The sequence below is a fragment of the Allomuricauda sp. d1 genome (assembly GCF_039592695.1).
Classification (GTDB): Bacteria; Bacteroidota; Bacteroidia; order Flavobacteriales; family Flavobacteriaceae; genus Flagellimonas_A.
The window spans coordinates 1,027,695-1,049,490 of record NZ_JBBUTK010000001.1 but is presented as its reverse complement, the minus strand read 5'-3'; the positions used below and the strand labels follow the sequence as shown (position 1 = coordinate 1,049,490).

The 21,796-nt window shown below is 42.3% G+C and carries 21 protein-coding genes; 20 read left to right on the top strand and 1 reads right to left on the bottom strand.

Annotation, left to right across the window (positions count from 1 at the left end; all coding sequences use genetic code 11):
• Nucleotides 1–212 precede the first annotated feature (212 nt).
• Nucleotides 213–827 (top strand): hypothetical protein, encoded by a 615-nt coding sequence (locus AAAH86_RS04900; RefSeq protein ID WP_343486384.1) that lies wholly within the window; start codon nt 213–215, stop codon nt 825–827.
• 274 nt (nt 828–1,101) lie between these two features.
• Here AAAH86_RS04900 and AAAH86_RS04895 read toward each other — a convergent pair whose 3' ends face one another.
• Nucleotides 1,102–2,646 (bottom strand): response regulator, encoded by a 1,545-nt coding sequence (locus AAAH86_RS04895; protein ID WP_343486383.1) that lies wholly within the window; start codon nt 2,644–2,646, stop codon nt 1,102–1,104.
• A gap of 52 nt (nt 2,647–2,698) precedes the next feature.
• Between AAAH86_RS04895 and AAAH86_RS04890 the strand changes: the two genes are divergently transcribed.
• From AAAH86_RS04890 to hisF, 19 genes are all read left to right on the top strand, one after another.
• On the top strand, nt 2,699–3,943 hold the full coding sequence (locus AAAH86_RS04890) for an HD domain-containing protein (RefSeq protein WP_343486382.1): 1,245 nt from the start codon (nt 2,699–2,701) through the stop codon (nt 3,941–3,943).
• Nucleotides 3,944–4,095: 152 nt separating this feature from the next.
• On the top strand, nt 4,096–5,127 hold the full coding sequence (gene lpxD, locus AAAH86_RS04885; RefSeq protein WP_343486380.1) for a UDP-3-O-(3-hydroxymyristoyl)glucosamine N-acyltransferase: 1,032 nt from the start codon (nt 4,096–4,098) through the stop codon (nt 5,125–5,127).
• Nucleotides 5,108–6,529, top strand: coding sequence for a bifunctional UDP-3-O-[3-hydroxymyristoyl] N-acetylglucosamine deacetylase/3-hydroxyacyl-ACP dehydratase (locus tag AAAH86_RS04880; RefSeq protein WP_343486835.1), 1,422 nt, complete (start codon nt 5,108–5,110; stop codon nt 6,527–6,529). The genes lpxD and AAAH86_RS04880 overlap by 20 nt, the downstream gene beginning before the upstream one ends.
• On the top strand, nt 6,526–7,311 hold the full coding sequence (lpxA, locus tag AAAH86_RS04875) for an acyl-ACP--UDP-N-acetylglucosamine O-acyltransferase (protein ID WP_343486379.1): 786 nt from the start codon (nt 6,526–6,528) through the stop codon (nt 7,309–7,311). The genes AAAH86_RS04880 and lpxA overlap by 4 nt, the downstream gene beginning before the upstream one ends.
• Before the next feature lie 2 nt (nt 7,312–7,313).
• On the top strand, nt 7,314–7,880 hold the full coding sequence (gene efp, locus AAAH86_RS04870; RefSeq protein ID WP_343486378.1) for an elongation factor P: 567 nt from the start codon (nt 7,314–7,316) through the stop codon (nt 7,878–7,880).
• Between the two features lie 84 nt (nt 7,881–7,964).
• A complete protein-coding gene (locus AAAH86_RS04865; RefSeq protein ID WP_343486377.1) occupies nt 7,965–8,900 on the top strand; it encodes a UDP-3-O-(3-hydroxymyristoyl)glucosamine N-acyltransferase in 936 nt (311 codons plus the stop codon).
• 57 nt (nt 8,901–8,957) lie between these two features.
• Nucleotides 8,958–9,830: a succinate--CoA ligase subunit alpha gene (gene sucD, locus AAAH86_RS04860; protein WP_343486376.1), complete on the top strand. Its 873-nt coding sequence runs from the start codon at nt 8,958–8,960 to the stop codon at nt 9,828–9,830.
• Between the two features lie 96 nt (nt 9,831–9,926).
• Nucleotides 9,927–10,673: a 3-oxoacyl-[acyl-carrier-protein] reductase gene (gene fabG / locus AAAH86_RS04855; protein ID WP_343486375.1), complete on the top strand. Its 747-nt coding sequence runs from the start codon at nt 9,927–9,929 to the stop codon at nt 10,671–10,673.
• A 112-nt stretch (nt 10,674–10,785) separates the two neighbouring features.
• Nucleotides 10,786–12,822, top strand: a complete 2,037-nt coding sequence (locus tag AAAH86_RS04850; RefSeq protein WP_343486374.1) for a vWA domain-containing protein — start codon at nt 10,786–10,788, stop codon at nt 12,820–12,822.
• A gap of 10 nt (nt 12,823–12,832) precedes the next feature.
• Nucleotides 12,833–13,648 (top strand): prohibitin family protein, encoded by an 816-nt coding sequence (locus tag AAAH86_RS04845; protein WP_343486373.1) that lies wholly within the window; start codon nt 12,833–12,835, stop codon nt 13,646–13,648.
• A gap of 212 nt (nt 13,649–13,860) precedes the next feature.
• Nucleotides 13,861–14,715 carry an ATP phosphoribosyltransferase gene (gene hisG / locus AAAH86_RS04840; protein ID WP_343486372.1) on the top strand — a complete coding sequence of 285 codons (855 nt, stop codon included), beginning with the start codon at nt 13,861–13,863 and terminating at the stop codon, nt 14,713–14,715.
• 116 nt (nt 14,716–14,831) lie between these two features.
• Nucleotides 14,832–16,163, top strand: coding sequence for a histidinol dehydrogenase (gene hisD, locus AAAH86_RS04835; protein WP_343486370.1), 1,332 nt, complete (start codon nt 14,832–14,834; stop codon nt 16,161–16,163).
• 46 nt (nt 16,164–16,209) lie between these two features.
• Nucleotides 16,210–17,265 (top strand): histidinol-phosphate transaminase, encoded by a 1,056-nt coding sequence (hisC, locus tag AAAH86_RS04830; RefSeq protein ID WP_343486369.1) that lies wholly within the window; start codon nt 16,210–16,212, stop codon nt 17,263–17,265.
• Entirely contained in the window at nt 17,258–18,394 is a 1,137-nt protein-coding gene (gene hisB, locus AAAH86_RS04825; RefSeq protein WP_343486368.1) for a bifunctional histidinol-phosphatase/imidazoleglycerol-phosphate dehydratase HisB, read from the top strand. The genes hisC and hisB overlap by 8 nt, the downstream gene beginning before the upstream one ends.
• A gap of 95 nt (nt 18,395–18,489) precedes the next feature.
• On the top strand, nt 18,490–19,071 hold the full coding sequence (gene hisH, locus AAAH86_RS04820; protein ID WP_343486834.1) for an imidazole glycerol phosphate synthase subunit HisH: 582 nt from the start codon (nt 18,490–18,492) through the stop codon (nt 19,069–19,071).
• 1 nt (nt 19,072) lies between these two features.
• Nucleotides 19,073–19,492 carry a GNAT family N-acetyltransferase gene (locus AAAH86_RS04815; RefSeq protein ID WP_343486367.1) on the top strand — a complete coding sequence of 140 codons (420 nt, stop codon included), beginning with the start codon at nt 19,073–19,075 and terminating at the stop codon, nt 19,490–19,492.
• 1 nt (nt 19,493) lies between these two features.
• The gene (locus AAAH86_RS04810) at nt 19,494–20,276 is read left to right on the top strand and encodes a 1-(5-phosphoribosyl)-5-[(5-phosphoribosylamino)methylideneamino] imidazole-4-carboxamide isomerase (RefSeq protein ID WP_343486366.1); all 783 of its coding nucleotides are present in this window, start codon (nt 19,494–19,496) and stop codon (nt 20,274–20,276) included.
• Between the two features lie 105 nt (nt 20,277–20,381).
• On the top strand, nt 20,382–20,900 hold the full coding sequence (locus tag AAAH86_RS04805; RefSeq protein WP_343486365.1) for a DinB family protein: 519 nt from the start codon (nt 20,382–20,384) through the stop codon (nt 20,898–20,900).
• A 104-nt stretch (nt 20,901–21,004) separates the two neighbouring features.
• Nucleotides 21,005–21,760, top strand: coding sequence for an imidazole glycerol phosphate synthase subunit HisF (hisF, locus tag AAAH86_RS04800; protein WP_343486364.1), 756 nt, complete (start codon nt 21,005–21,007; stop codon nt 21,758–21,760).
• The last annotated feature ends 36 nt before the right edge of the window (nt 21,761–21,796 follow it).

The following is a 21,796-nucleotide window of genomic DNA, read 5'->3' as shown; positions in this document are numbered from 1 at the left end:
TTTGTTGAAGGTTTATCACACACTTTCTTGGTTTTGGGACAGGAATGTCCATAATCAGGATTATTATCAAAATCTTGCTTGGTCGGGGGGCTTTTAAGCACAGATGCTTTTAACAGTCTTTCTTCAGAGAGAAAAACGGCAATTCGAAATGCCAATAGAGCCGAAGGTGATGCAAATAATAGAGCAACAAATAATGCGAAAGGGCAAAAATAATGAAAGTAAAGTTTAAAATAATTCTATCTCTATTAAGCGTAGTAAGCATCGGGTGTAAAGCTCAAAACGTTGAGCCACAAAACATGAAAGATGTGTACAAGATTGTCAATGCGCAATTAGAAATACTAGACACTTATGATTTTTACAAGAAGTCATACATAGTTAACAAATCGAGGTTTTATTTTTCAAATGATATTTTCAAATGCCAATTGAATTACGCCAATTTCAATTTAGCACGTAAAAAGACGGATTCTATAAAAAAGCTAAGTATTCCAATTAAAAAAAAGGAAACTTTGCTTAAGGATATTGAAAAAACATTCATTCAGGTCGATATTGGTGAGTACATATCAGAAGATGATTTCAACACAATGAGAAATAATCTAAGCGATAAAAGTATAAAGTGGAATAAAAGTTTAATTGATAGAGAACTGACAAAAAAAAATGACAAACAGACTATTAAGCTTTCTGTTCCGGTATTCACTGATAAAGGAAACTATGCCATTATGTTTGTTGAGTTTTTCGATTCGCTTCAGGCTCATATATTCAAAAAAGATGATGATGGTTGGTCATTCTACTGTCTTTATCCCAAGACATTTTATAATAATATTGAATAGTAATGGTGGGGTTGCTTAATACTTAGCTAATAATTCTTTGTTGATCAAAAAAAGAAGAATCCATGGTAGGATTATGGCAAATTTTTCTCGCTTTATTGGCAATTTTAATAGTTTGGTTGGTAATCAGATTTTTTAGAAAAAACCAAATAAAACAAGTTAGGTTAAAAAAGACAATTCGTATAAGGCATTAATCACTTAAAAAATCTTACACGAATTGTCTTTTGTATCCAAACTTCTTGCTTTTCAATGGAAAGTCATCTAAAAATACTGAGACTTATTTCGCATCCAAAACTACAAAAGGCACGATCATTTCTTCCAACGAAACCCCGCCATGTTGGTAGGTATTGCGGTAATAGCCCACATAATGGTTGTAATTGTTTGGGTAGGCAAAAAACAAATCGTTTTTGGCAAAGATGAACGAACTGCTCAGGTTGATGTTGGGCAGATGAATCGTATGCGGGTTTTTGGCCGCCAGCACATCTTTGTTTTCATAAGTCAGACTGCGGCCCGTTTTATAGCGTAGGTTCAGGCTGGTATCACGGTCGCCGATTACTTTTGAAGGCTGCTTGACATTGATGGTGCCATGGTCTGTAGTAATGATCAGTTTCATGTCCAAGGCCTGGGCCTGTTGAATGATTTCCAACAATGGGGAGTTCTTGAACCAGCTCAGGGTCAATGAACGGTAGGCCTTGTCATTGCTGGCCAGCTCTTTGATGACTTCCATCTCGGTCTTGGCATGTGAGAGCATGTCCACAAAATTGTAGACAATGACCGTTAGGTCGTTGTTCTTCTGGGTCTTAAAGTTTTGGGAAAGTTGCTTACCCTGTTTTAAGCTGCTGATTTTATGGTATTCCCATTTTAAGTCCATACCCAGACGTTTCAGTTGTGCTCCCATAAAATCCGCTTCATAAAGATTTTTGCCCCCTTCATCGGTATCGTTCTTCCACCAATTGGGGTGACGCTTTTCCATATCCAGCGGAGTCAATCCAGAGAAAATGGCATTACGGGCATACTGGGTGGCCGTGGGCAGAATGCTGCAATAGGCCTGTTCTTTTTTCTTCCGGTAAAAACTTGATAGTGCATCTTCAAAAGCCAACCACTGGTCGTACCGCAGGTTATCGACCACGACCAAAAGGGTAGGGGTATCTTCAATTTCGGGTTTGATCCAATTTTTGAACAGTGTATGTGACATGACAGGTCCGTCAGCATCCTCAAACCAATCGGGATAATTTTTATCGACAAACTTGCCGAATTGTGCATTGGCTTCCGACTTTTGGGATTCCAAAATTTCGAACATGCCCGAATCCTCGATATCCTCCAAGCGTAATTCCCAATACATCAACTTTTTATAGAGTTCGACCCATTCCTCCCACGAGTTGACCATAGAAAGGTCCATTGCAATTTTTCGAAACTCCTGTTGGTAATTGGCCGTAGTGCGCTCTGACACCAAACGGGAGTTGTCTAAACTCTTTTTGAGCGACAACAAAATCTGGTTGGGGTTCACGGGCTTGATAAGGTAATCGGCAATTTTAGAGCCAATGGCCTCATCCATGATATACTCTTCCTCACTTTTGGTGATCATGACCACGGGCAGGGTGGCATCCAACTGTTTGATTTCACTCAATGTTTCAAGACCGGAAATGCCGGGCATGTTTTCATCCAAAAAAACAATATCAAAAGTGGTGTGCTCGATTTCATCCAAAGCTTCTTGTCCGCTTTGACATGTCGTAACGGTGTAATCTTTCTGTTCTAGAAAAAGGATGTGCGGCTTCAACAGGTCAATCTCGTCATCGACCCATAGAATGGATATTTTACTCATATAGTGTTTATCTTTACGAACTTGATACTTTGAACCTAAACTCGAAACTTTTTTGGCGCAGACCAACAAGCTCAAAATATTCAACGATCCAATTTACGGTTTTATTGGCACGCCCAATGAATTCATCTACAATCTGATCGGCCATCCTTATTTTCAACGTTTGCGCAGGATTTCCCAAATGGGGATGTCGTATCTGGTATATCCCGGTGCGCACCACACCCGGTTTCACCACGCTTTGGGCAGTATGCACCTGATGCGCCAGGCCATCGAGGTATTGCGCTATAAAAAGGTTGCCATTTCTTCAGAGGAAGAAAACGCACTTCTCTGTGCCATTTTATTGCACGATATAGGCCACGGGCCTTTCTCGCATGCCCTGGAAGAAAAAATTTATTTGGGAAACAGCCATGAAAAGATTTCATTGGGTTTTATGAAATCGCTCAATGATTCTTTGGGAGGTGGAATGGACATGGCCATCGCCATTTTTGAGGGCAATTACCGAAAACCCTTCATGAACGAACTGATCTCAAGCCAGTTGGATATGGACCGTCTCGATTACCTCAAAAGGGATAGTTTTTATACGGGAGTAACCGAAGGTAATATCAATTCTGAAAGGCTCATCACCATGCTGAATGTGGCCGATGGCCATTTAGTGGTCGAAGAGAAAGGCATCTATGCCGTCGAGAAGTTCTTGATGGCCCGCCGCTTCATGTACTGGCAAGTGTATTTGCATAAAACCAGTTTGGTGGCCGAATTATTGCTGATAAAAGTTGTAGAACGCGTGAAAAGTTTATTGAAGGCAGGAAGCGATATTTCTTGTAGTGAGCCTTTGTTGTATTTTCTGAAGCAGGATGGACCTGTTCCATTGAACGAAGATTTACTGAAGAAATTTGCTTTTCTTGATGATGTCGATGTGCTTTCGGCCATCAAGCGTTGGCAGTTTCATGACGACGAAGTACTGTCAAGGCTGTGCAAAATGCTGCTCAATAGAAAACTGCTGAAAATCAAGATCAGAAATAAGCCAGCTAAGGAGGGGAAGGTAGCTGAGAAGCAAAAATGGGTCGCTGAGAATTATGGGGTAAGTGATGAAGAGAGTGGTTATTTTGTGTTTTCAGGTAAGATAGACAACAAGACCTACGATTTAGAACATCAGAACATCAACATTTTGAAAAAAAATAGTACAATTATCGATGTTGCGAAGGCTTCTGACCATCTGGCGTTGCAAGCTTTTTCAAAAACGACCACGAAATATTATCTCTGTTACCCCAAGGCAAGCGTTAGTGAACTGAACCTAAGGTAAGCACACCGAACACTGAAATAGAAACTGACCGCAAATTTTGGCACAAGCGGAGCGTCTTGACATCCAATCTCGATTATCGAGTTAAATTTTCTTACTTTTGCGGCTGAGAAAAACCCATTAGGTTTTTTTTCAAAACCAAAGCTTAAGAGTGAATGAAATTTACGGCCACCCAGATCGCGGGAATTTTAGAGGGTGAAGTTCATGGCAACCCAGACACGGCCGTACATAAGCTGTCAAAAATAGAGGAGGGTGAAAAGGGATCTTTGACCTTTTTGGCCAACCCAAAATACACTCCGTACATTTATTCTACCAAGGCTTCGATTACGATTGTCAACAAAGATTTTGAACCAGAACAGTCGCTTTCAACAACATTGATTAAGGTTGAAGACGCGTACAAATCGTTCTCAAAATTGTTGGAGTACTACAATCAAGTCAAGAACAATAAAATAGGCATTGAAAGTCCATCGTATATCTCAGAGACTGCCCAATATGGTGAGGGATTTTACCTCGGGGCGTTCTCGTATTTGGGCGATAACATAAAAATCGGTGACAACGTAAAGGTGTTTCCGAATGTGTATATAGGTGACAATGTCATTATCGGCAATGATGTGTTGATCTATGCGGGGGCAAAAATTTATTCCGAAACTATTGTCGGCAACAATTGTGTCATACATAGTGGTGCGATTATCGGTGCAGACGGATTCGGATTTACTCCGAATAAAAACGGAGAATACAGCAAAGTGCCACAGACCGGTAACGTCATTTTAGAAGACAATGTTGATGTAGGGGCTGGTACCACAATTGACCGCGCCACCTTGGGCTCTACCATTTTGAGAAAAGGGGTTAAACTCGACAACCAAATACAGATTGCCCACAACGTAGAAATCGGTGAACACACTGCAATAGCAGCCCAAACGGGCATTGCAGGATCGACCAAGATTGGAAAAAACTGTCTGATAGGCGGTCAAGTAGGTATCGTGGGCCATATTACCATTGGTGACCGTGTGAAGATACAGGCCCAATCCGGTATCGGTCGAAATGTCAAAGATGATGAAGTATTGCAAGGGTCACCGGCACTGAATTATGGCGATTACAATAAATCGTATGTACACTTTAAGAACTTACCCAGAATTGTAAATCAAATTGCTGATCTAGAAAAAAAGACTGACGGTGATAACAACTAGTGTAAAGCAAAAAACCATCAAAAAATCGGTTACGTTAAAAGGTGTTGGTCTTCATACAGGTGAAGATGTGAACATGACCTTTATGCCAGCGGCTGTGAATCACGGCTTTGCTTTCAAGCGGGTCGATTTAGAGGGAGAACCCATTATAGAAGCCGATGTCAACTATGTGGTCAATACCCAGCGTGGCACAAACTTAGAGAAGAACGGTGTCAAGATCCAGACCTCAGAACATGTTTTGGCGGCCTTGATAGGGATGGATATTGACAATGTGTTGATTGAACTTGATGCTCCCGAACCTCCGATTATGGATGGTTCCTCAAAGTTTTTTGTCGAGGCCTTAGAGGAGGCTGGCATTGAAGAACAAGATGCAGACCGTGAAGAGTATGTTGTCAAAGATGTGGTTTCCTATAAAGATGAGGCCTCGGGTAGTGAGATAACAATCATTCCTGCGGATGAATATCAGGTGACCACCATGGTCGATTTCGGCACCAAGGTTTTAGGAACCCAGAACGCCACGTTACAACATATTTCCGATTTTAAGACTGAAATCTCCGCTGCGCGCACCTTCAGTTTTTTGCATGAGCTGGAAATGCTTCTCGAACATGGTCTCATAAAAGGTGGAGATTTGAACAATGCCATTGTTTATGTGGATAAGGAAATCTCTGAAACTACCATGAAAAAGCTGGAGAAGGCCTTCAACAAGAAAAAACTATCCGTAAAACCCAATGGCATACTGGACAATCTCACGCTGCACCATCCCAACGAAGCAGCGCGCCACAAACTGTTGGATGTTATTGGTGACTTGGCCCTGACCGGCACCCGCATCAGGGGAAAAGTGATTGCGAACAAACCAGGCCACTATGTAAACACGCAATTTGCCAAGAAGCTGGCAAAAATCATCAAGATTGAAAAGCGAAACAACGTTCCCCAATATGATTTGAACCAAGCACCGTTGATGGATGTTACCCAAATCATGAACATGCTGCCCCATCGACCTCCCTTTTTATTGGTCGACAAGATTTTGGAGCTTTCGGACAACCATGTGGTCGGTGTAAAAAATGTGACCATGAACGAGCCATTTTTTGTGGGCCACTTTCCGGGCGCACCGGTGATGCCTGGGGTACTGCAAATTGAGGCGATGGCCCAGACAGGCGGGATTTTGGTGCTCAGCACCGTGCCAGACCCTGAAAACTACCTGACGTATTTTATGAAAATAGACAATGTAAAGTTCAAGCAACAGGTAGTGCCTGGCGATACCCTGATTTTTAAATGTGACCTCATATCGCCAATACGCCGCGGTATTTGCCATATGCAGGCCTATGCTTATGCCAATGGTAAGTTGGCCTCTGAAGCAGAACTCATGGCACAAATTGTCAAAACAAAAGGCGACGAAAAGAAATGAACCAACCCTTAGCATACGTACATCCCGGGGCCAAGATTGCCAAGAATGTGGTCATCGAGCCCTTTACCACCATTCACAATAATGTAGTTATTGGCGAGGGAACTTGGATAGGCTCAAACGTGACCATCATGGAAGGAGCCAGAATCGGAAAAAACTGCAACATATTTCCTGGGGCGATTATTTCTGCAATTCCGCAAGACCTAAAATATAAAGGCGAAGAGACCACGGTGCATATTGGTAACAATACGACCATACGCGAGTGCGCCACCATCAACAAGGGTACCGAGGACAGAATGAAAACGGTCATCGGCAAAAATTGTTTGATCATGGCCTATTGCCATGTGGCACATGACTGTTTCATTGGCGACAATTGCATTTTTTCCAATAACTCTACCCTAGCAGGCCATGTCACCATTGGCAATGATGTGGTATTGGCGGGTATGGTGGCCGTGCACCAGTTTGTTTCCATTGGCAACCATGCTTTCGTGACCGGTGGTTCTTTGGTGCGCAAAGACGTTCCCCCCTATGTAAAGGCTGCTCGCGAACCGCTGTCATACGTGGGTATCAACTCAGTCGGATTGAGAAGGAGGGGTTTTGAGGCCGATAAAATCCGTGAGATTCAGAATATCTATAGAATACTGTATCAAAAGCATTATAACAATTCGCAAGCCACAGAAATTATCGAGGCTGAAGTAGAGGCTACTCCCGAACGGGATGAAATCCTTCAGTTTATAAGAGATTCGCAACGTGGCATCATGAAAGGCTATTTTAGTACAAATTAATTATGGCAAATACCTCTGACATACGTAAAGGATTGTGCATCCGCTACAATAACGACATCTATAAAATTGTTGAATTTCTTCACGTAAAACCGGGTAAAGGCCCTGCTTTCGTGCGTACAAAGCTGAAAAGCGTGACTACAGGAAAAGTGATTGACAATACATTTTCGGCAGGCCATAAAATTGAGGATGTACGAGTGGAAACCCGTTCGTACCAATTTTTATATGCTGATGGGCAGACCTATCACTTCATGAATACCGATGATTACAACCAAATCGCATTGCAGGAAGATGCGTTGGATACTCCAGACTTACTGAAGGAAGGTGAGGTGGTGACCATTATTTTCAATGCTGAGGACAGCATGCCGCTCTCTGTTGACATGCCCGCCAGTGTGGTTTTAGAAGTAACGCATGCCGAACCCGGAGTAAAGGGCAACACGGCAACAAACGCCACCAAACCTGCCACTTTAGAGACAGGTGCAAGAGTGAACGTACCCTTGTTCATCAATGAAGGTGACAAAATCAAAATCGATACTTCAAACGGCTCGTATATGGAAAGGGCGAAAGAATAAAAAAGTTATATGTGTAAATGTTTAAGAGTTTAAGTTGAAGTGACAAATAACACCTAAACTCATAAACCTTTAAACTTCAAAAGATTGAAATTTCTAAAAGCACATACTCTACGACAAATCGCAGACATTATCGATTGCGAGTATGTAGGCCCAGATGATTTTCCAGTATTGGGAATGAATGAAATCCACATAGTGGAAGAAGGGGATATTGTTTTTGTTGACCATCCGAAGTATTATGACAAAGCATTGCAATCTGCCGCGACGATTGTACTTATCAACAAAGAAGTGGATTGCCCCGAAGGAAAAGCACTTTTGATTTCAGAAGATCCTTTTCGTGATTTCAATACCCTCACATTACATTTCAATCCGTTTCAAAAAGCCGTATCCAATATTGCAAGTTCTGCCAAGATAGGAGAAGGCACGGTGATTCAACCGAACGTTTTTGTTGGCAATAATGTAACTATTGGCGAAAACTGTTTGATTCATCCCAACGTCACCATTTATGATGACTGTACCATCGGAAGTAATGTAACCATTCACGCAGGAACTGTCTTGGGTGCCGATGCCTTCTATTACAAAAATCGCCCTGAAGGATTTGATAAGTTGGTTTCAGGCGGAAATGTCGTCATAGAAGACAATGTAGATATCGGTGCGGGTTGTACCATCGACAGGGGAGTAACCGGAAGCACCACCATCAAGGAGGGTTCAAAATTGGACAACCAGATTCAAGTGGGCCATGACACAGTAATTGGCCGAAAATGCTTGATTGCCTCTCAAGTGGGCATCGCGGGTTGTGTGGTCGTTGAAGATGAAGTCACTATGTGGGGGCAAGTAGGTATTATCAGCGGCATAACCATTGGTAAAAAGGCGGTGATTCTGGCCCAGGCTGGGGTTTCAAAATCATTGGGGGGCGGTAAAACCTATTTTGGTAGCCCAGCAGAAGAGTCACGTGAAAGGTTGAAGCAATTGGCCAGTATTCGGCAGATTCCTTCAATTATTGAGCAATTGAAAAAGAAATGAGAATTGCCATGGCACATTGAAGGCCAACGTATATTTTTGCACAAACTAATTTGAAAAATGAGCGTTTTAGTCAATAAAGATTCAAAAATTATTGTTCAGGGCTTTACGGGTAGCGAAGGAACTTTTCATGCCGAGCAAATGATTGAATACGGTACCAATATCGTGGGTGGTGTTACTCCCGGTAAAGGAGGGCAAGAACATCTGGGCAAGCCAGTGTTCAATACCGTTGAAGAAGCCGTTGAGAAGGCAGGGGCAGATACTTCAATAATTTTTGTTCCGCCAGCTTTTGCAGCAGACGCCATTATGGAAGCGGCCAACGCTGGTATCAAAGTGATTATCACGATTACAGAAGGTATACCAGTGGCCGATATGGTAAAAGCAAATGACTATATCAAAGAAAAAGACTGTGTGCTTATAGGCCCAAATTGCCCCGGGGTCATCACACCGGGTGAGGCCAAAGTAGGCATCATGCCAGGATTCGTCTTTGAAAAAGGAAACATCGGAATTGTCTCTAAATCAGGTACATTGACCTATGAGGCGGCCGACCAAGTGGTACGTCAAGGTTTGGGCATCACCACAGCCATCGGAATCGGTGGAGACCCCATCATCGGAACAACCACAAAAAATGCTGTTGAAATGCTCATCAATGACCCTGAAACCGAATGTGTGGTCATGATTGGTGAAATCGGTGGCCAGCTTGAAGCAGACGCTGCCCGTTGGTACAAAGAAAGTGGAAGCAAAAAACCAGTCGTTGGTTTTATTGCTGGCGTGACCGCTCCTGCAGGCCGAACCATGGGCCATGCAGGTGCTATAGTGGGTGGTAGTGATGATACGGCCCAGGCCAAGAAAAAAATCATGCGTGATTGTGGCATTCATGTGGTGGACTCACCTGCTGAGATTGGCAAAAAGGTGAAAGAAGTAGTGGGCTGACACCACAGTTAAAACTATACTAAATCCTGTATTGCTGCAGGATTTTTTTATGCCCAACCCTTTTCATCCTGTATATTTGGAAAAACAACGACCAAAATGAAATTACTTGAAGGAAGCAATGTAATCGTTACCGGAGCCAGCCGCGGCATCGGTCGTGGTATTGCCAAGACTCTTGCCGAACATGGTGCCAATGTGGCATTCACCTACAGTTCGAGTGAAGCCCCGGCTATGGAATTGGAGAAAGAACTAACCGCTCTCGGGGTAAAAGCCAAGGCATATAAAAGCAATGCGGCCAGTTTTGAAGAATCACAAGAATTGGTCAATAAAATTCTTGAAGATTTTGATGGAATCGATGTGCTCATCAACAATGCCGGTATCACTAAAGACAATCTTTTGATGCGTATGAAAGAAGAAGACTTTGATGCTGTCATTGAAGTCAACCTGAAATCGGTCTTCAATATGACGAAGGCTGTTCAGCGTACCCTGTTGAAGCAACGAAAAGGCTCCATCATCAATATGAGCAGCGTGGTCGGGGTCAAGGGCAATGCAGGCCAGACCAATTATGCAGCTTCAAAAGCGGGTATGATCGGTTTTACCAAATCTGTCGCACTAGAACTTGGTTCGCGTAATATTCGATGCAATGCCATCGCTCCCGGATTCATAGAAACAGAGATGACAGAGAAACTTGATGAAAAAATGGTTCAAGAATGGCGTGATGCGATTCCGTTGAAGCGCGGTGGCACTCCTGAAGATATTGCTAACGCCTGTTTATTTTTGGCGAGTGATTTGTCCGCTTATGTAACAGGACAGGTATTGAATGTCGACGGAGGTATGCTGACCTAATTGTAGAAAACAACTTTAGGCAAGCCCATGATGAACAGTTAGGAATGACAATTACAAATTTCGACGCAAGCGTCGGAACATTTAAAATCTCAATTATTGAGTTAATTCCTGAATGGATACAAAAACGGTTTTACTGATTATTTTGGCGGCTATTGTTTCAATAGCCGTTGTTCTTTTTCAATACTTCTACGGAAACAAAAGAAGCGGTCGTTTTAGAATCGCACTTTCCTTTTTGCGCTTTGTTGCCATTTTTAGTGGACTGCTCTTATTGATAAACCCAAAGTTTGTAAAGAATAATTTTTACGTTGAAAAGCTGAAACTGCTGGTACTTGTCGATAATTCTTCTTCAATGGGGGAAGCCGATAAAGCTGAAAAAGTACAGCAACATGCTAGAGAACTCGCAAACAATTCAACCATCAATGGTCGCTTTGATGTTTTTCAGTATGGTTTTGACACAGATTTTCGTCCGTTAGACTCCCTGACCTTATCGGGCAAGGGCACAAACATCAATCGGGCACTGCAAAAGGCTGTCGAATTAAATGGAAATAGTGACGCTGTAGCGGTCTTATTTTCAGACGGCAACCAAACCGTGGGAAATGACTACCAATTTTTCAAAACCCCAATATCGATGCAGTTGAATACGGTAGTGCTGGGTGATACCACCAAATATCAAGACTTGGCTGTACGTAGGGTGACTTTGAACAAATATGCGTTTTTGGGAAATCGATTTCCTATAGAGGCAACCATCAACTATCAAGGCAATCAGTCTATTTCAACTTCAGTTCGTGTGCTGTTGAATGGTACCCAAGTACATCGTGAAAACCTGACTTTTTCCAAAAATCAGAACGGTAAGACAGTGTCAGCTTTGGTCACGGCCCAAAGTGTTGGCGTCAAATCAGTAGAGGTAACGGTAGGTCAATTGCAGAATGAAAGAAACACTGCCAACAACAGTAAAGAAACAGCAATTGAAGTCATTGATGAAAAAAGCAGGATAGCGCTCATTTCTGATTTCTTGCACCCTGACATCGGAGCGCTAAAAAAATCAATCGAAGCTAATGAACAACGTTCCGTAGCAATAGTCAATCCAAGATTGGACACCAATTTTTTTGATGATATTGATGTTGCAATCCTGTACCAGCCGACTTCCAGTTTTGATAAGGCATACCAAGAAATTCAGGCAAGAGCTATCTCAACAATCACGATTACCGGCACAAAAACAGATTTGAATTTTGTGAACAGAAAGAATGAAAATCGCTTTTCTTTAGAAACAGGATATCCTGAACAAGAGGTTTTTGGGGTCACAAACCAAGTTTTTCCACATTTTGACATCTCTGGATTTGATTCGAACGGATTTCCCCCTCTTTTAAGTGATGCAGGCCCGTTGACCTTTGTGAGCGAAGCCGATGTTTTGATGAACATGAAAATCAAAGGGGCAGTGATGGAGAGTCCACTCATGGCTATCTGGAATGGACAGCAAACTAAAAACGTCGTACTTTTTGGCGAAAACATTTGGCAATGGCGGGCACAAAGCTTCAGGGACCAAGGCAATTTTGAGCAGTTTGACAATTTTATGGGCAAACTTTTGGTGTATCTTTCCCAATCCGGCAAACGTGAACGATTACAGTTGGACTATGAAAAGGTCTATGAAGGTGTTGGCAGAGCAAGAATCAGGGCTTCCTTTTTCGATAAAACCTATGTGTTGGATGACAGCGCAAACCTGGTGTTACGGGTCAAGAATGAAGAAACAGGGGCATTGAACGAAATACCGATGCTGTACAAAAGCGGTTACCATGAAGCTGTGCTTGAGAACCTTCCCGATGGTTCGTATAGTTTCACTGTGACCGAAACAAAAGAAAACATTTCAAAATCCGGAACCTTCAAAATACTTGAATTTGATGCTGAAAAACAGTTGTATTCGTCCGATCATGAACGACTATTTCGCCTTGCTGAAAACAATGGCGGCAGTGTGTACCATCCAAATGAAATAGACACTTTGCTTCAAGATCTTCAAACAGGTGACCGCTACGTTCCCATCCAAAAGAACAGACAAAAAGTCGTATCTTTAATAGATTTCAAGGTCTTATTGGGCTTAATGGCCTTGGCCTTGGCTACCGAATGGCTCATCAGAAAATATAACGGATTACTATAAACTATATAAAATGGATAGATTACCAAAAATTGCATTGCCAGCGGTATTTGCAATTATTTTGCTCATTATTTTAATTTCAAAATCCGCAGTGAACATCAGCGCGGGTGAAGCCGGAGTGTTATGGAAACGTTTTGGGGGCGGTGTTGTCACCGATGAGCCACCCCTTGGCGAGGGCTTTCATTTGGTGGCACCGTGGAACAAGGTATACGTTTATGAAGTGCGCCGACAAGAGATATTCGAGAAGATGAAGGTGCTCTCATCCAATGGGTTGGATATTCAGTTGGATGCCTCAGCGTGGTACAAACCAAACTACGAAGAGCTCGGAAAGCTGCACCAACAGATTGGTGAAAATTATTTGGATCGGATCATTCTGCCAACGATTCGTTCAGCAGCGAGAAGTGTGGTGGGGCGTTATACTCCCGAACAGCTATATTCAAGCAAACGCGACGCCATTCAACGGGAAATTTATGAAGAGACCCAAAAAATTGTGGGCCAACAGTTCATAACGTTGGATGAGGTCTTGGTGCGCGACGTTACCCTGCCACCCACCATTAAGGAAGCCATAGAGCGGAAATTACGTCAAGAACAAGAGTCATTGGAATATGAATTTCGCTTGGAAAAAGCGGATAAAGAAGCCCAGCGGCAGCGTATCGAGGCACAGGGCAAGGCAGACGCCAACCGAATTTTAAGCGCTTCATTGACCGACAAGATTCTGCAAGACAAAGGTATTGAGGCCACGCTCATGCTATCGCAATCACCCAACGCCAAAGTAGTGGTGGTGGGATCGGGTGATGATGGATTGCCAATAATTTTAGGGAATAACTAATTTTCATTTTTTTGTAAAAAAATTATATTCTATTTTTGAAACCGAAATGAGAAACAATCACACACATCACCACATGACTATTTTCGCTCAGGCGAGGTAGCTGTGTTTTGTGTGCATCAAAATAACGGACCCGTTTGAGCAATCAAACGGGTTTTTGCATTTCAATAACGGTCATTCCCGCCTTCGCGGGAATGAAAAAAGTATATTAATTCATGAAACTAAGAATCGCCATCCAGAAAAGCGGAAGATTATTAGAAGATTCCCTCAAAATATTGAAAGAATGCGGTATTTCCATTGACAATGGCAAAGACCAGTTGAAAGCCAATGCGAGAAACTTTCCCATGGAAGTCTTTTACCTCAGAAACGGTGATATTCCACAATATTTAAACGATGGTGTGGTCGATATTGCCATTGTCGGAGAGAACATTCTGTTCGAAAAGGGTGGAGGAATTGATGTGGCCGAAAAACTGGGCTTTTCTAAATGTAAGGTCTCCATGGCCGTTCCAAAATCAGAAAACTATGAGAGCTTTACAGATTTTGAAGGAAAACGTATTGCAACATCCTATCCGAACACCGTACAAAGATTCTTGGATGAAAAAAGGGTCAAAGCCGATTTGCACGTGATTACAGGCTCTGTGGAAATCGCCCCAAACATTGGGTTGGCCGATGCTATTTGTGATATTGTTTCCAGTGGCAGCACCTTGTTCAAGAACAATTTGAAAGAGGTCGAGGTATTGCTGAAAAGTGAAGCGGTACTGGCGGTCTCGCCAAAAATCAATGATGAGCGGAAAGCACTACTTGAGAAACTTCGGTTTCGAATCCAATCCGTGTTGCAGGCACGTCAGAACCGCTATGTCTTGATGAACGCACCCAATGACAAATTGGATGAAATAATCCAGATTTTACCGGGAATGCGGAGTCCAACCGTGCTACCCTTGGCGGAAGAAGGCTGGAGCTCGGTACATACGGTCATCAATAAGGACAAATTTTGGGAAGTCATCGACGAACTCAAAGCCGCTGGCGCAGAGGGCATATTGGTTTGCCCGATAGAAAAAATGGTGCTGTGAAGCACAAAATACGAAATTAGAATTACGAATAAAATGTTTATTTGAGGATTGTCCCCTTCTTGTCTCCGACGAGCGATTCTAGGAGCGAGAGGAAGACACAACTTTAGGGGTGTAAGATGAAAAAATATATAAATCCAAAAAAATCTGACTGGCTGAAAATCCTGGCCAGACCGACCCAATCCTTTGAGGCTGTGGAGCCTGTTGTCAACGAGGTTTTCAAAGCTGTCAAAGCTTCTGGGGATAGTGCATTGGCAACCTATACCGAAAAATATGATGGTGTTATATTATCCGACTTTGAAGTAACACAAAAAGAAATAGAAGAGGGTTCTTCCAAGATTTCAGAAGATTTAAAGGAGGCAATTCAAGTCGCTAAATCGAACATTGAAAAATTCCATGCGGCTCAAAAAACGGATAGGGTGGAAGTAGAAACCATGCCTGGGGTAGAATGCTGGCAAGAAAAACGCCCGATACAGAAAGTCGGATTGTACATCCCCGGCGGTACGGCCCCTTTATTTTCGACCATCTTGATGTTGGCGATTCCTGCAAAATTGGCGGGTTGTGATGAAATTGTTTTGTGTAGCCCGCCCGACAAACAAGCAGAATTGAATCCTGCTGTTTTATATACCGCACAGTTATGCGGAGTGACTAGAATTTTCAAAGTGGGCGGTATTCAAGCGATTGCGTCAATGACTTTCGGTACGGAGACCCTACCCAAAGTGTATAAAATCTTCGGCCCTGGCAATCAATATGTGACTGTTGCAAAACAGTGGGCCACTAAGTTCGGGGTGGCCATTGATATGCCTGCAGGCCCCAGTGAATTGTTGGTGGTTGCCGATGATTCGGCCAATGCAGCGTTTGTAGCCTCCGATTTATTGAGCCAAGCAGAACACGGGGTGGACAGTCAAGTAGTGTTGGTATCAACTTCCAAAACACTTATCAAAAATGTCGAAGAAGAAATAATAAGACAGGTCGACGACCTGCCTCGAAAGCAAATCGCCCAAAGAGCGATTGAAAATAGCCGTTTGATTTATGTGGAGGACGACGAAACAGCTCTACAGATTATCAACGAATACGGGCCTGAACACTATATCGTTTGTGTTGAAAATGAGGATTTCTACATTCAAAACACGGTAAATGCTGGCTCGATCTTTATTGGCAATTACACGCCCGAAAGTGCGGGAGATTACGCTTCGGGCACTAATCATACCTTGCCGACCAATGGCTATGCCAAACAATACAGTGGGGTGAATCTGGATAGTTTTATGAAGAGCATGACCTTTCAGAAAATATCCAAAGAAGGGATACAAAATATTGGCAGAAGTGTGGAATTGATGGCCGAAGCAGAAGGATTACAGGCACATAAGAATGCGGTGACCCTTAGATTAAAAGAATTGAAAACCTCCCCTCTTGAGAGGGGAAAGTCTGCAAAAGCGGACAGGGGTGTGTAAAAAACCTGCCTTTATCCCTCCTTATCAGAAGGGAAACATAATAGGAATGAATAAAAATTTCAACATAAAGAGTCTGATCAGGGAAAACGTCAAAAACCTAAAACCCTATTCCTCGGCCCGTGATGAATTCACGGATTTTGAAAAGGACATGGTCTTTTTGGACGCCAATGAGAATCCCTTTGATAATGGCGTGAATCGCTATCCTGACCCACATCAGCAACGTTTAAAAGCAGTGTTGGCTGAACAAAAAGGAGTTTCAGTGAATCAAATTTTGTTGGGCAATGGCAGTGATGAGGTATTGGATTTGATTTTCAGGGCATTCTGCGAACCAAATGTGGATAATGTCCTCACCCTGCCCCCGACTTATGGTATGTACAAGGTCTTGGCAGCGACCAACGCCGTGGAAAACCACGAAGTTTTGTTGACTGATGATTTCCAACCCAATGTTGAAAAGGTTTTGGATAGTGTCGATGAACAAACAAAAATCATTTTTTTGTGTTCCCCCAATAATCCCACTGGAAACCATTTTTCGGTCGGGAAGATTAAGTACTTATTGTTGAATTTTCATGGCTTGGTAGTAATCGACGAGGCTTATATTGATTTTTCGGAAAAGGAAAGTTGGTTATCAAAGTTGAAAGACTTCCCGAATTTGGTAGTGACGCAAACCCTGTCGAAAGCCTATGGTATGGCAGGCATCCGATTGGGAATCTGTTATGCCTCCGAAGCCATCATTTCCATCCTAAAAAAAATAAAACCCCCTTACAACGTCAACGAACTCACGCAACAAAAAGCGCTAGAGCGTATATCGAATACAGGTTTGGTGGCAAAAGAGGTTGAAAATATTCGCGCGGAGCGTGAAAAACTAGTAGCGGCCATGGCTGAAATCCCCTATGTGAAAACCATTTTCTCCACAGAAGCGAATTTTGTTTTGGTGAGGGTGGATGATGCAGATTTACGTTATGAACAACTGATTAAAAAGGGAATTGTGGTCCGTAACCGGAGCAACCAACCGCTATGTGAAAACACCTTGCGTTTTACAGTAGGCACTATTGAAGAAAACGAAAAATTGATGACCACATTAAAAGAAATTAGTAATGGCTAAAAAGGTTTTATTTATTGATCGGGATGGCACTTTGGCCAAAGAACCAAGTGATGAACAATTGGACGCCTTTGAGAAATTGGTTTTTTATCCGAAGGTCTTCACCTATCTGGGAAAGATTGCCAAAGAACTGGATTATGAACTGGTGATGGTGACCAATCAAGATGGTTTGGGTACGGATGCTTTTCCAGAGGAAACCTTTTGGCCCGTTCACAACTTGCTGCTTCAATCCTTTGAAAATGAAGGGGTAACATTTAGTGAGGTGTTGATAGACCGAACTTTTGCCAGAGACAATGCGCCTACCCGAAAACCGAACACCGGATTGCTGCAACGTTTTCTGACAGAAGAATATGACCTCGCCCATTCTTTTGTCATTGGGGATCGCCTGACGGATATGGAGCTTGCCAAGAATTTAGGTGCAAAAGGCATTTTTATCAACGATGAAACCCATTTAGGGACTGATGAAATAACCGTTAATGAGACTGACCTTTCTGACTATATCACACTGGAAACCAATGATTGGGAACAAATCTATGGTTTCTTGAAACTTTCAACTCGTGTCGGAAAAATCCATAGAAAGACAAAAGAGACCGATATCCTCATTGAATTGAATTTGGATGGAACAGGCAAAGCTGAAATTGACACGGGACTCAAGTTTTTTGACCACATGCTCGACCAGTTGGCACGTCATGGACAAATGGACTTATCCATTAAGGTTGATGGGGACTTGGAAGTTGATGAGCACCACACCATTGAGGATACAGGAATTGCACTTGGAGAGGTCTTTTACAAAGCTTTAGGAGGCAAATTGGGGATTGAGCGTTATGGGTTTTGCCTTCCGATGGATGACTGTCTCGCTCAGGTCGCCATTGATTTCGGGGGCCGTAATTGGTTGGTCTGGGAAGCCGAGTTCAAGCGTGAAAAAGTGGGGGATATGCCCACGGAGATGTTCCACCATTTCTTTAAATCCTTTAGCGATGCGGCCAAGGCTAATGTGAACATTAAGGCTGAGGGAACCAATGAACACCACAAGATAGAGGCAATTTTCAAGGCATGGGCCAAAGCTATTAAGATGGCTGTAAAAAGAGATACAGAGAAAATGGTCTTACCATCAACCAAAGGAATATTGTAGAATAGTGTCATTTCGAATGTCACATTGAGCTCAGTCGAAATGGACATGAGAAATCTAGGTTTCTCACATTCGTTCGAAATGACAAAATGAATAAAATGAAACTAGTAATAATAGATTACGGCGCAGGAAACATCCAAAGTATCAAATTTGCTTTTCGGCGATTGGGTGTTGAGGCGGTTTTAAGTTCGAATCCGGAGGAAATTAAAAATGCCGAAAAGGTTATTTTTCCGGGGGTGGGCGAAGCAAGTTCGGCCATGAAAAAGTTACGGGAATCCGGTTTGGAGGGGCTCATTCCTAACTTGAAACAACCCGTTCTGGGTATTTGTTTGGGTATGCAACTCATGTGCAATTCATCGGAAGAGGGAAACACCAAAGGACTAGGCATTTTTAATAATGAAGTGGTCAAGTTTAATTCTGGAGTGAAGGTGCCTCAAATTGGATGGAATAAAATAGAGCATCTAAAGGGTGAATTGTTCGAAGGTTTACATGAAGACTTTATTTACCTTGTACATAGTTTCTATGCTCCAAAAACCAATGAAGCCGTTGCTACGAGCACCTATGGTTTGGAATACAGCGCAGCGCTACAAAAAGACAACTTTTATGGAGTTCAGTTCCATCCTGAAAAATCGGGAGAATATGGAACGAAAATCTTAGAGAACTTTCTCAAAATTTCTTAGTATGAAAGGGTATTATATCTCTACAAATAAGAATTTGCTGAACATGGCTAAGATTCATCGAGAGGTGAAGGCTTCTTATTGGGGAAGCTATAGAACTCCAGAATTGACCAAGAAAACTATTGATAGTTCTATTTGTTTTGGAGTTTTTACTAATTCTGATGAACAAGTCGGTTTTGGTAGAGTATTGACTGACAAAGTGGTTTTTGCGTACATCATGGATGTTTTGGTTTTTGAGCCACATAAAGGAAAAGGGTTAGGAAAGTTTTTAATAAAAACAATGATGGAATATCCAGAAATCAAAAATGTGCTCACCATCGCCTTAAAAACTAAGGATGCCCATATTCTGTATGAATCTTTTGGATTTAAAAGAGTTGGCGATTCCGAACTTTGGATGGCCATAGATAGGGCTAAATTAGATTGATATGCGAATAATTCCGGCAATAGACATCATTGAAGGCAAATGCGTTCGGCTTTCCAAAGGAGATTATGACACGAAGAAGGTCTACAATGAAAATCCGTTGGAAGTGGCCAAACAATTCGAGGCCCACGGAATTCAATATTTGCATTTGGTGGATTTGGATGGAGCGAAATCCAAGCACATCGTCAATCACAAAATTTTGGAACAAATCGCTTCAAGAACTGATTTAAAGATTGATTTTGGGGGCGGATTGAAGTCGGATGAAGATTTACATATCGCCTTTGAAAGCGGGGCGAATCAGATTACGGGAGGCAGTATAGCCGTAAAGGACGAATTCACTTTTTTAGGATGGTTGAAAACCTATGGCAGTCAAAAAATCATCTTGGGAGCCGATGCAAAAGACGAAAAGATAGCAGTATCTGGCTGGCAAGAGGCATCAGAATTAAAATTGGTTCCTTTTGTAAAGCACTATCAAAAAGAGGGAATACAATATGTAATCTGTACCGATATTTCGAAGGATGGAATGCTGCAAGGCCCTGCATTTGACTTGTACAGAAAACTGTTGAACGAGACCAAGATTACACGGACGGAAATTGGCGGCAGTGGGGTAATCGACATCGAGGAAAATGGAATTAAACTGATTGCCAGTGGCGGAATTTCAGAATTTGATGAGCTGCCCAAACTGGCGGAGATGGGCTGTGAAGGGGTCATTATCGGTAAAGCCATTTATGAAAACCGCATCAGCCTTAAGCAATTAGAAAACTATATTTTGGGCAGTGAGCAGTGAACAGTACACATTAAAAAGAACATTTGTGCTAATTCGTGAAATTCGTGTCCATATATGGAACAGAAACAAAAAAGAGGCTTGCAATTATTGAGTTTGATTTAAAACATGGATAATTTAGATAGACTTCAATCAGAATTCATACAAAACTGCTGTTTTCGAATGGATGAAAGCCTTCGCATGGTTAAAATTTCATTGGAGAAGGTGTCCGAAGCACAAGTATGGCAAAATCCAAATGAGTCCATGAACAGTATCGGGAATTTGATATTGCACCTTTGCGGTAACATGACCCAATACGGTATTGCGTCGTTACGAAATATTGAAGATAAACGCGAACGTGACTTGGAATTTTCAACAGGAGGAGGATTTACAAAAAAAGAACTCTTAAACAAATTGGAAACAACGGTCAACGAAGTAAAGGCTTCTATCCAAGATGTGTCAATCGAGCGACTTTTAGAAGTTAAATCGGTACAAGGATATCAATTTTCAGGAATAGGAAATAGTATTCATGTGGTAGAACATTTCTCGTACCACACAGGACAGATTGCCTTTTGGGTGAAACAATTAAAGAATGAACAGTTGGGTTTTTACGATGGGGTCGACTTAAATCAGAAAAATCAAAAGTGAAGAGTTACGAATGTAGAATGACGAATTTAGAACGTAGAATTTTGCTAGATGCTAGATGAAAAACTATTAACCAATAACTTTTAACAATTAACTAAAACGAAGTTTTGCTTACGAAACGAATCATACCCTGCTTGGATATCAAAGACGGTCGCACCGTCAAGGGCATCAATTTTGTGGATTTACGGGATGCAGGTGACCCAGTTGAATTGGCCCAACGTTATGCTGAAGAAGGTGCTGATGAATTGGTCTTTTTAGATATTTCTGCAACAGAACAAAAGCGTAAAACTTTGGCTGATTTGGTCTATCGGGTGGCGGAGAAATTGAACATTCCGTTTACGGTGGGTGGGGGAATTTCGTCAGTTGAAGATGTGGATGCCATGCTCAAAAACGGGGCGGATAAGGTTTCCGTTAATTCTGCTGCGGTTCGAAATCCACAGTTAATCAATGATTTGGTCGCCAAATTTGGTTCACAATGCATCGTAGTGGCCATTGATGCCAAACAAGTGGAAGGACAATGGAAAGTGCATTTGGTAGGCGGAAAAGTCCCCACGGAACTGAATCTGTTCGAATGGGCAAAAGAGGTGGAAAAACGAGGCGCTGGCGAAATTCTGTTTACCAGTATGGACCACGATGGAACTAAAAACGGTTTTGCCAACGAAGCATTGGCCAAGTTATCAGAGTTAGTAAACATTCCGATTATCGCATCCGGTGGTGCAGGAGTAACGACCCATTTCACTGATACCTTTCAAAAAGGAAAAGCAGATGCAGCTCTAGCGGCAAGTGTGTTCCATTTTAAGGAGATTGAAATAAAAGACTTGAAGCAAGAATTAAAAAAAGAGGGGATTCCAGTGCGGTTGTAAATAATTTAGAGTTTTGAACGAAGAACGTAGAACGTA

What these genes read in the sequence shown, in the direction of transcription:
- AAAH86_RS04850 (WP_343486374.1), top strand. Translation starts at nt 10,786, where the DNA reads ATGGATACAAAAACGGTTTTACTGATTATTTTGGCGGCTATTGTTTCA.
- AAAH86_RS04895 (WP_343486383.1), bottom strand. Translation starts at nt 2,646, where the DNA reads ATGAGTAAAATATCCATTCTATGGGTCGATGACGAGATTGACCTGTTG.
- hisH (WP_343486834.1), top strand. Translation starts at nt 18,490, where the DNA reads ATGAAACTAGTAATAATAGATTACGGCGCAGGAAACATCCAAAGTATC.
- efp (WP_343486378.1), top strand. Translation starts at nt 7,314, where the DNA reads ATGGCAAATACCTCTGACATACGTAAAGGATTGTGCATCCGCTACAAT.
- AAAH86_RS04815 (WP_343486367.1), top strand. Translation starts at nt 19,073, where the DNA reads ATGAAAGGGTATTATATCTCTACAAATAAGAATTTGCTGAACATGGCT.
- lpxA (WP_343486379.1), top strand. Translation starts at nt 6,526, where the DNA reads ATGAACCAACCCTTAGCATACGTACATCCCGGGGCCAAGATTGCCAAG.
- hisB (WP_343486368.1), top strand. Translation starts at nt 17,258, where the DNA reads ATGGCTAAAAAGGTTTTATTTATTGATCGGGATGGCACTTTGGCCAAA.
- sucD (WP_343486376.1), top strand. Translation starts at nt 8,958, where the DNA reads ATGAGCGTTTTAGTCAATAAAGATTCAAAAATTATTGTTCAGGGCTTT.
- hisC (WP_343486369.1), top strand. Translation starts at nt 16,210, where the DNA reads ATGAATAAAAATTTCAACATAAAGAGTCTGATCAGGGAAAACGTCAAA.
- AAAH86_RS04810 (WP_343486366.1), top strand. Translation starts at nt 19,494, where the DNA reads ATGCGAATAATTCCGGCAATAGACATCATTGAAGGCAAATGCGTTCGG.
- AAAH86_RS04900 (WP_343486384.1), top strand. Translation starts at nt 213, where the DNA reads ATGAAAGTAAAGTTTAAAATAATTCTATCTCTATTAAGCGTAGTAAGC.
- hisG (WP_343486372.1), top strand. Translation starts at nt 13,861, where the DNA reads ATGAAACTAAGAATCGCCATCCAGAAAAGCGGAAGATTATTAGAAGAT.
- hisD (WP_343486370.1), top strand. Translation starts at nt 14,832, where the DNA reads ATGAAAAAATATATAAATCCAAAAAAATCTGACTGGCTGAAAATCCTG.
- fabG (WP_343486375.1), top strand. Translation starts at nt 9,927, where the DNA reads ATGAAATTACTTGAAGGAAGCAATGTAATCGTTACCGGAGCCAGCCGC.
- AAAH86_RS04845 (WP_343486373.1), top strand. Translation starts at nt 12,833, where the DNA reads ATGGATAGATTACCAAAAATTGCATTGCCAGCGGTATTTGCAATTATT.
- lpxD (WP_343486380.1), top strand. Translation starts at nt 4,096, where the DNA reads ATGAAATTTACGGCCACCCAGATCGCGGGAATTTTAGAGGGTGAAGTT.
- AAAH86_RS04805 (WP_343486365.1), top strand. Translation starts at nt 20,382, where the DNA reads ATGGATAATTTAGATAGACTTCAATCAGAATTCATACAAAACTGCTGT.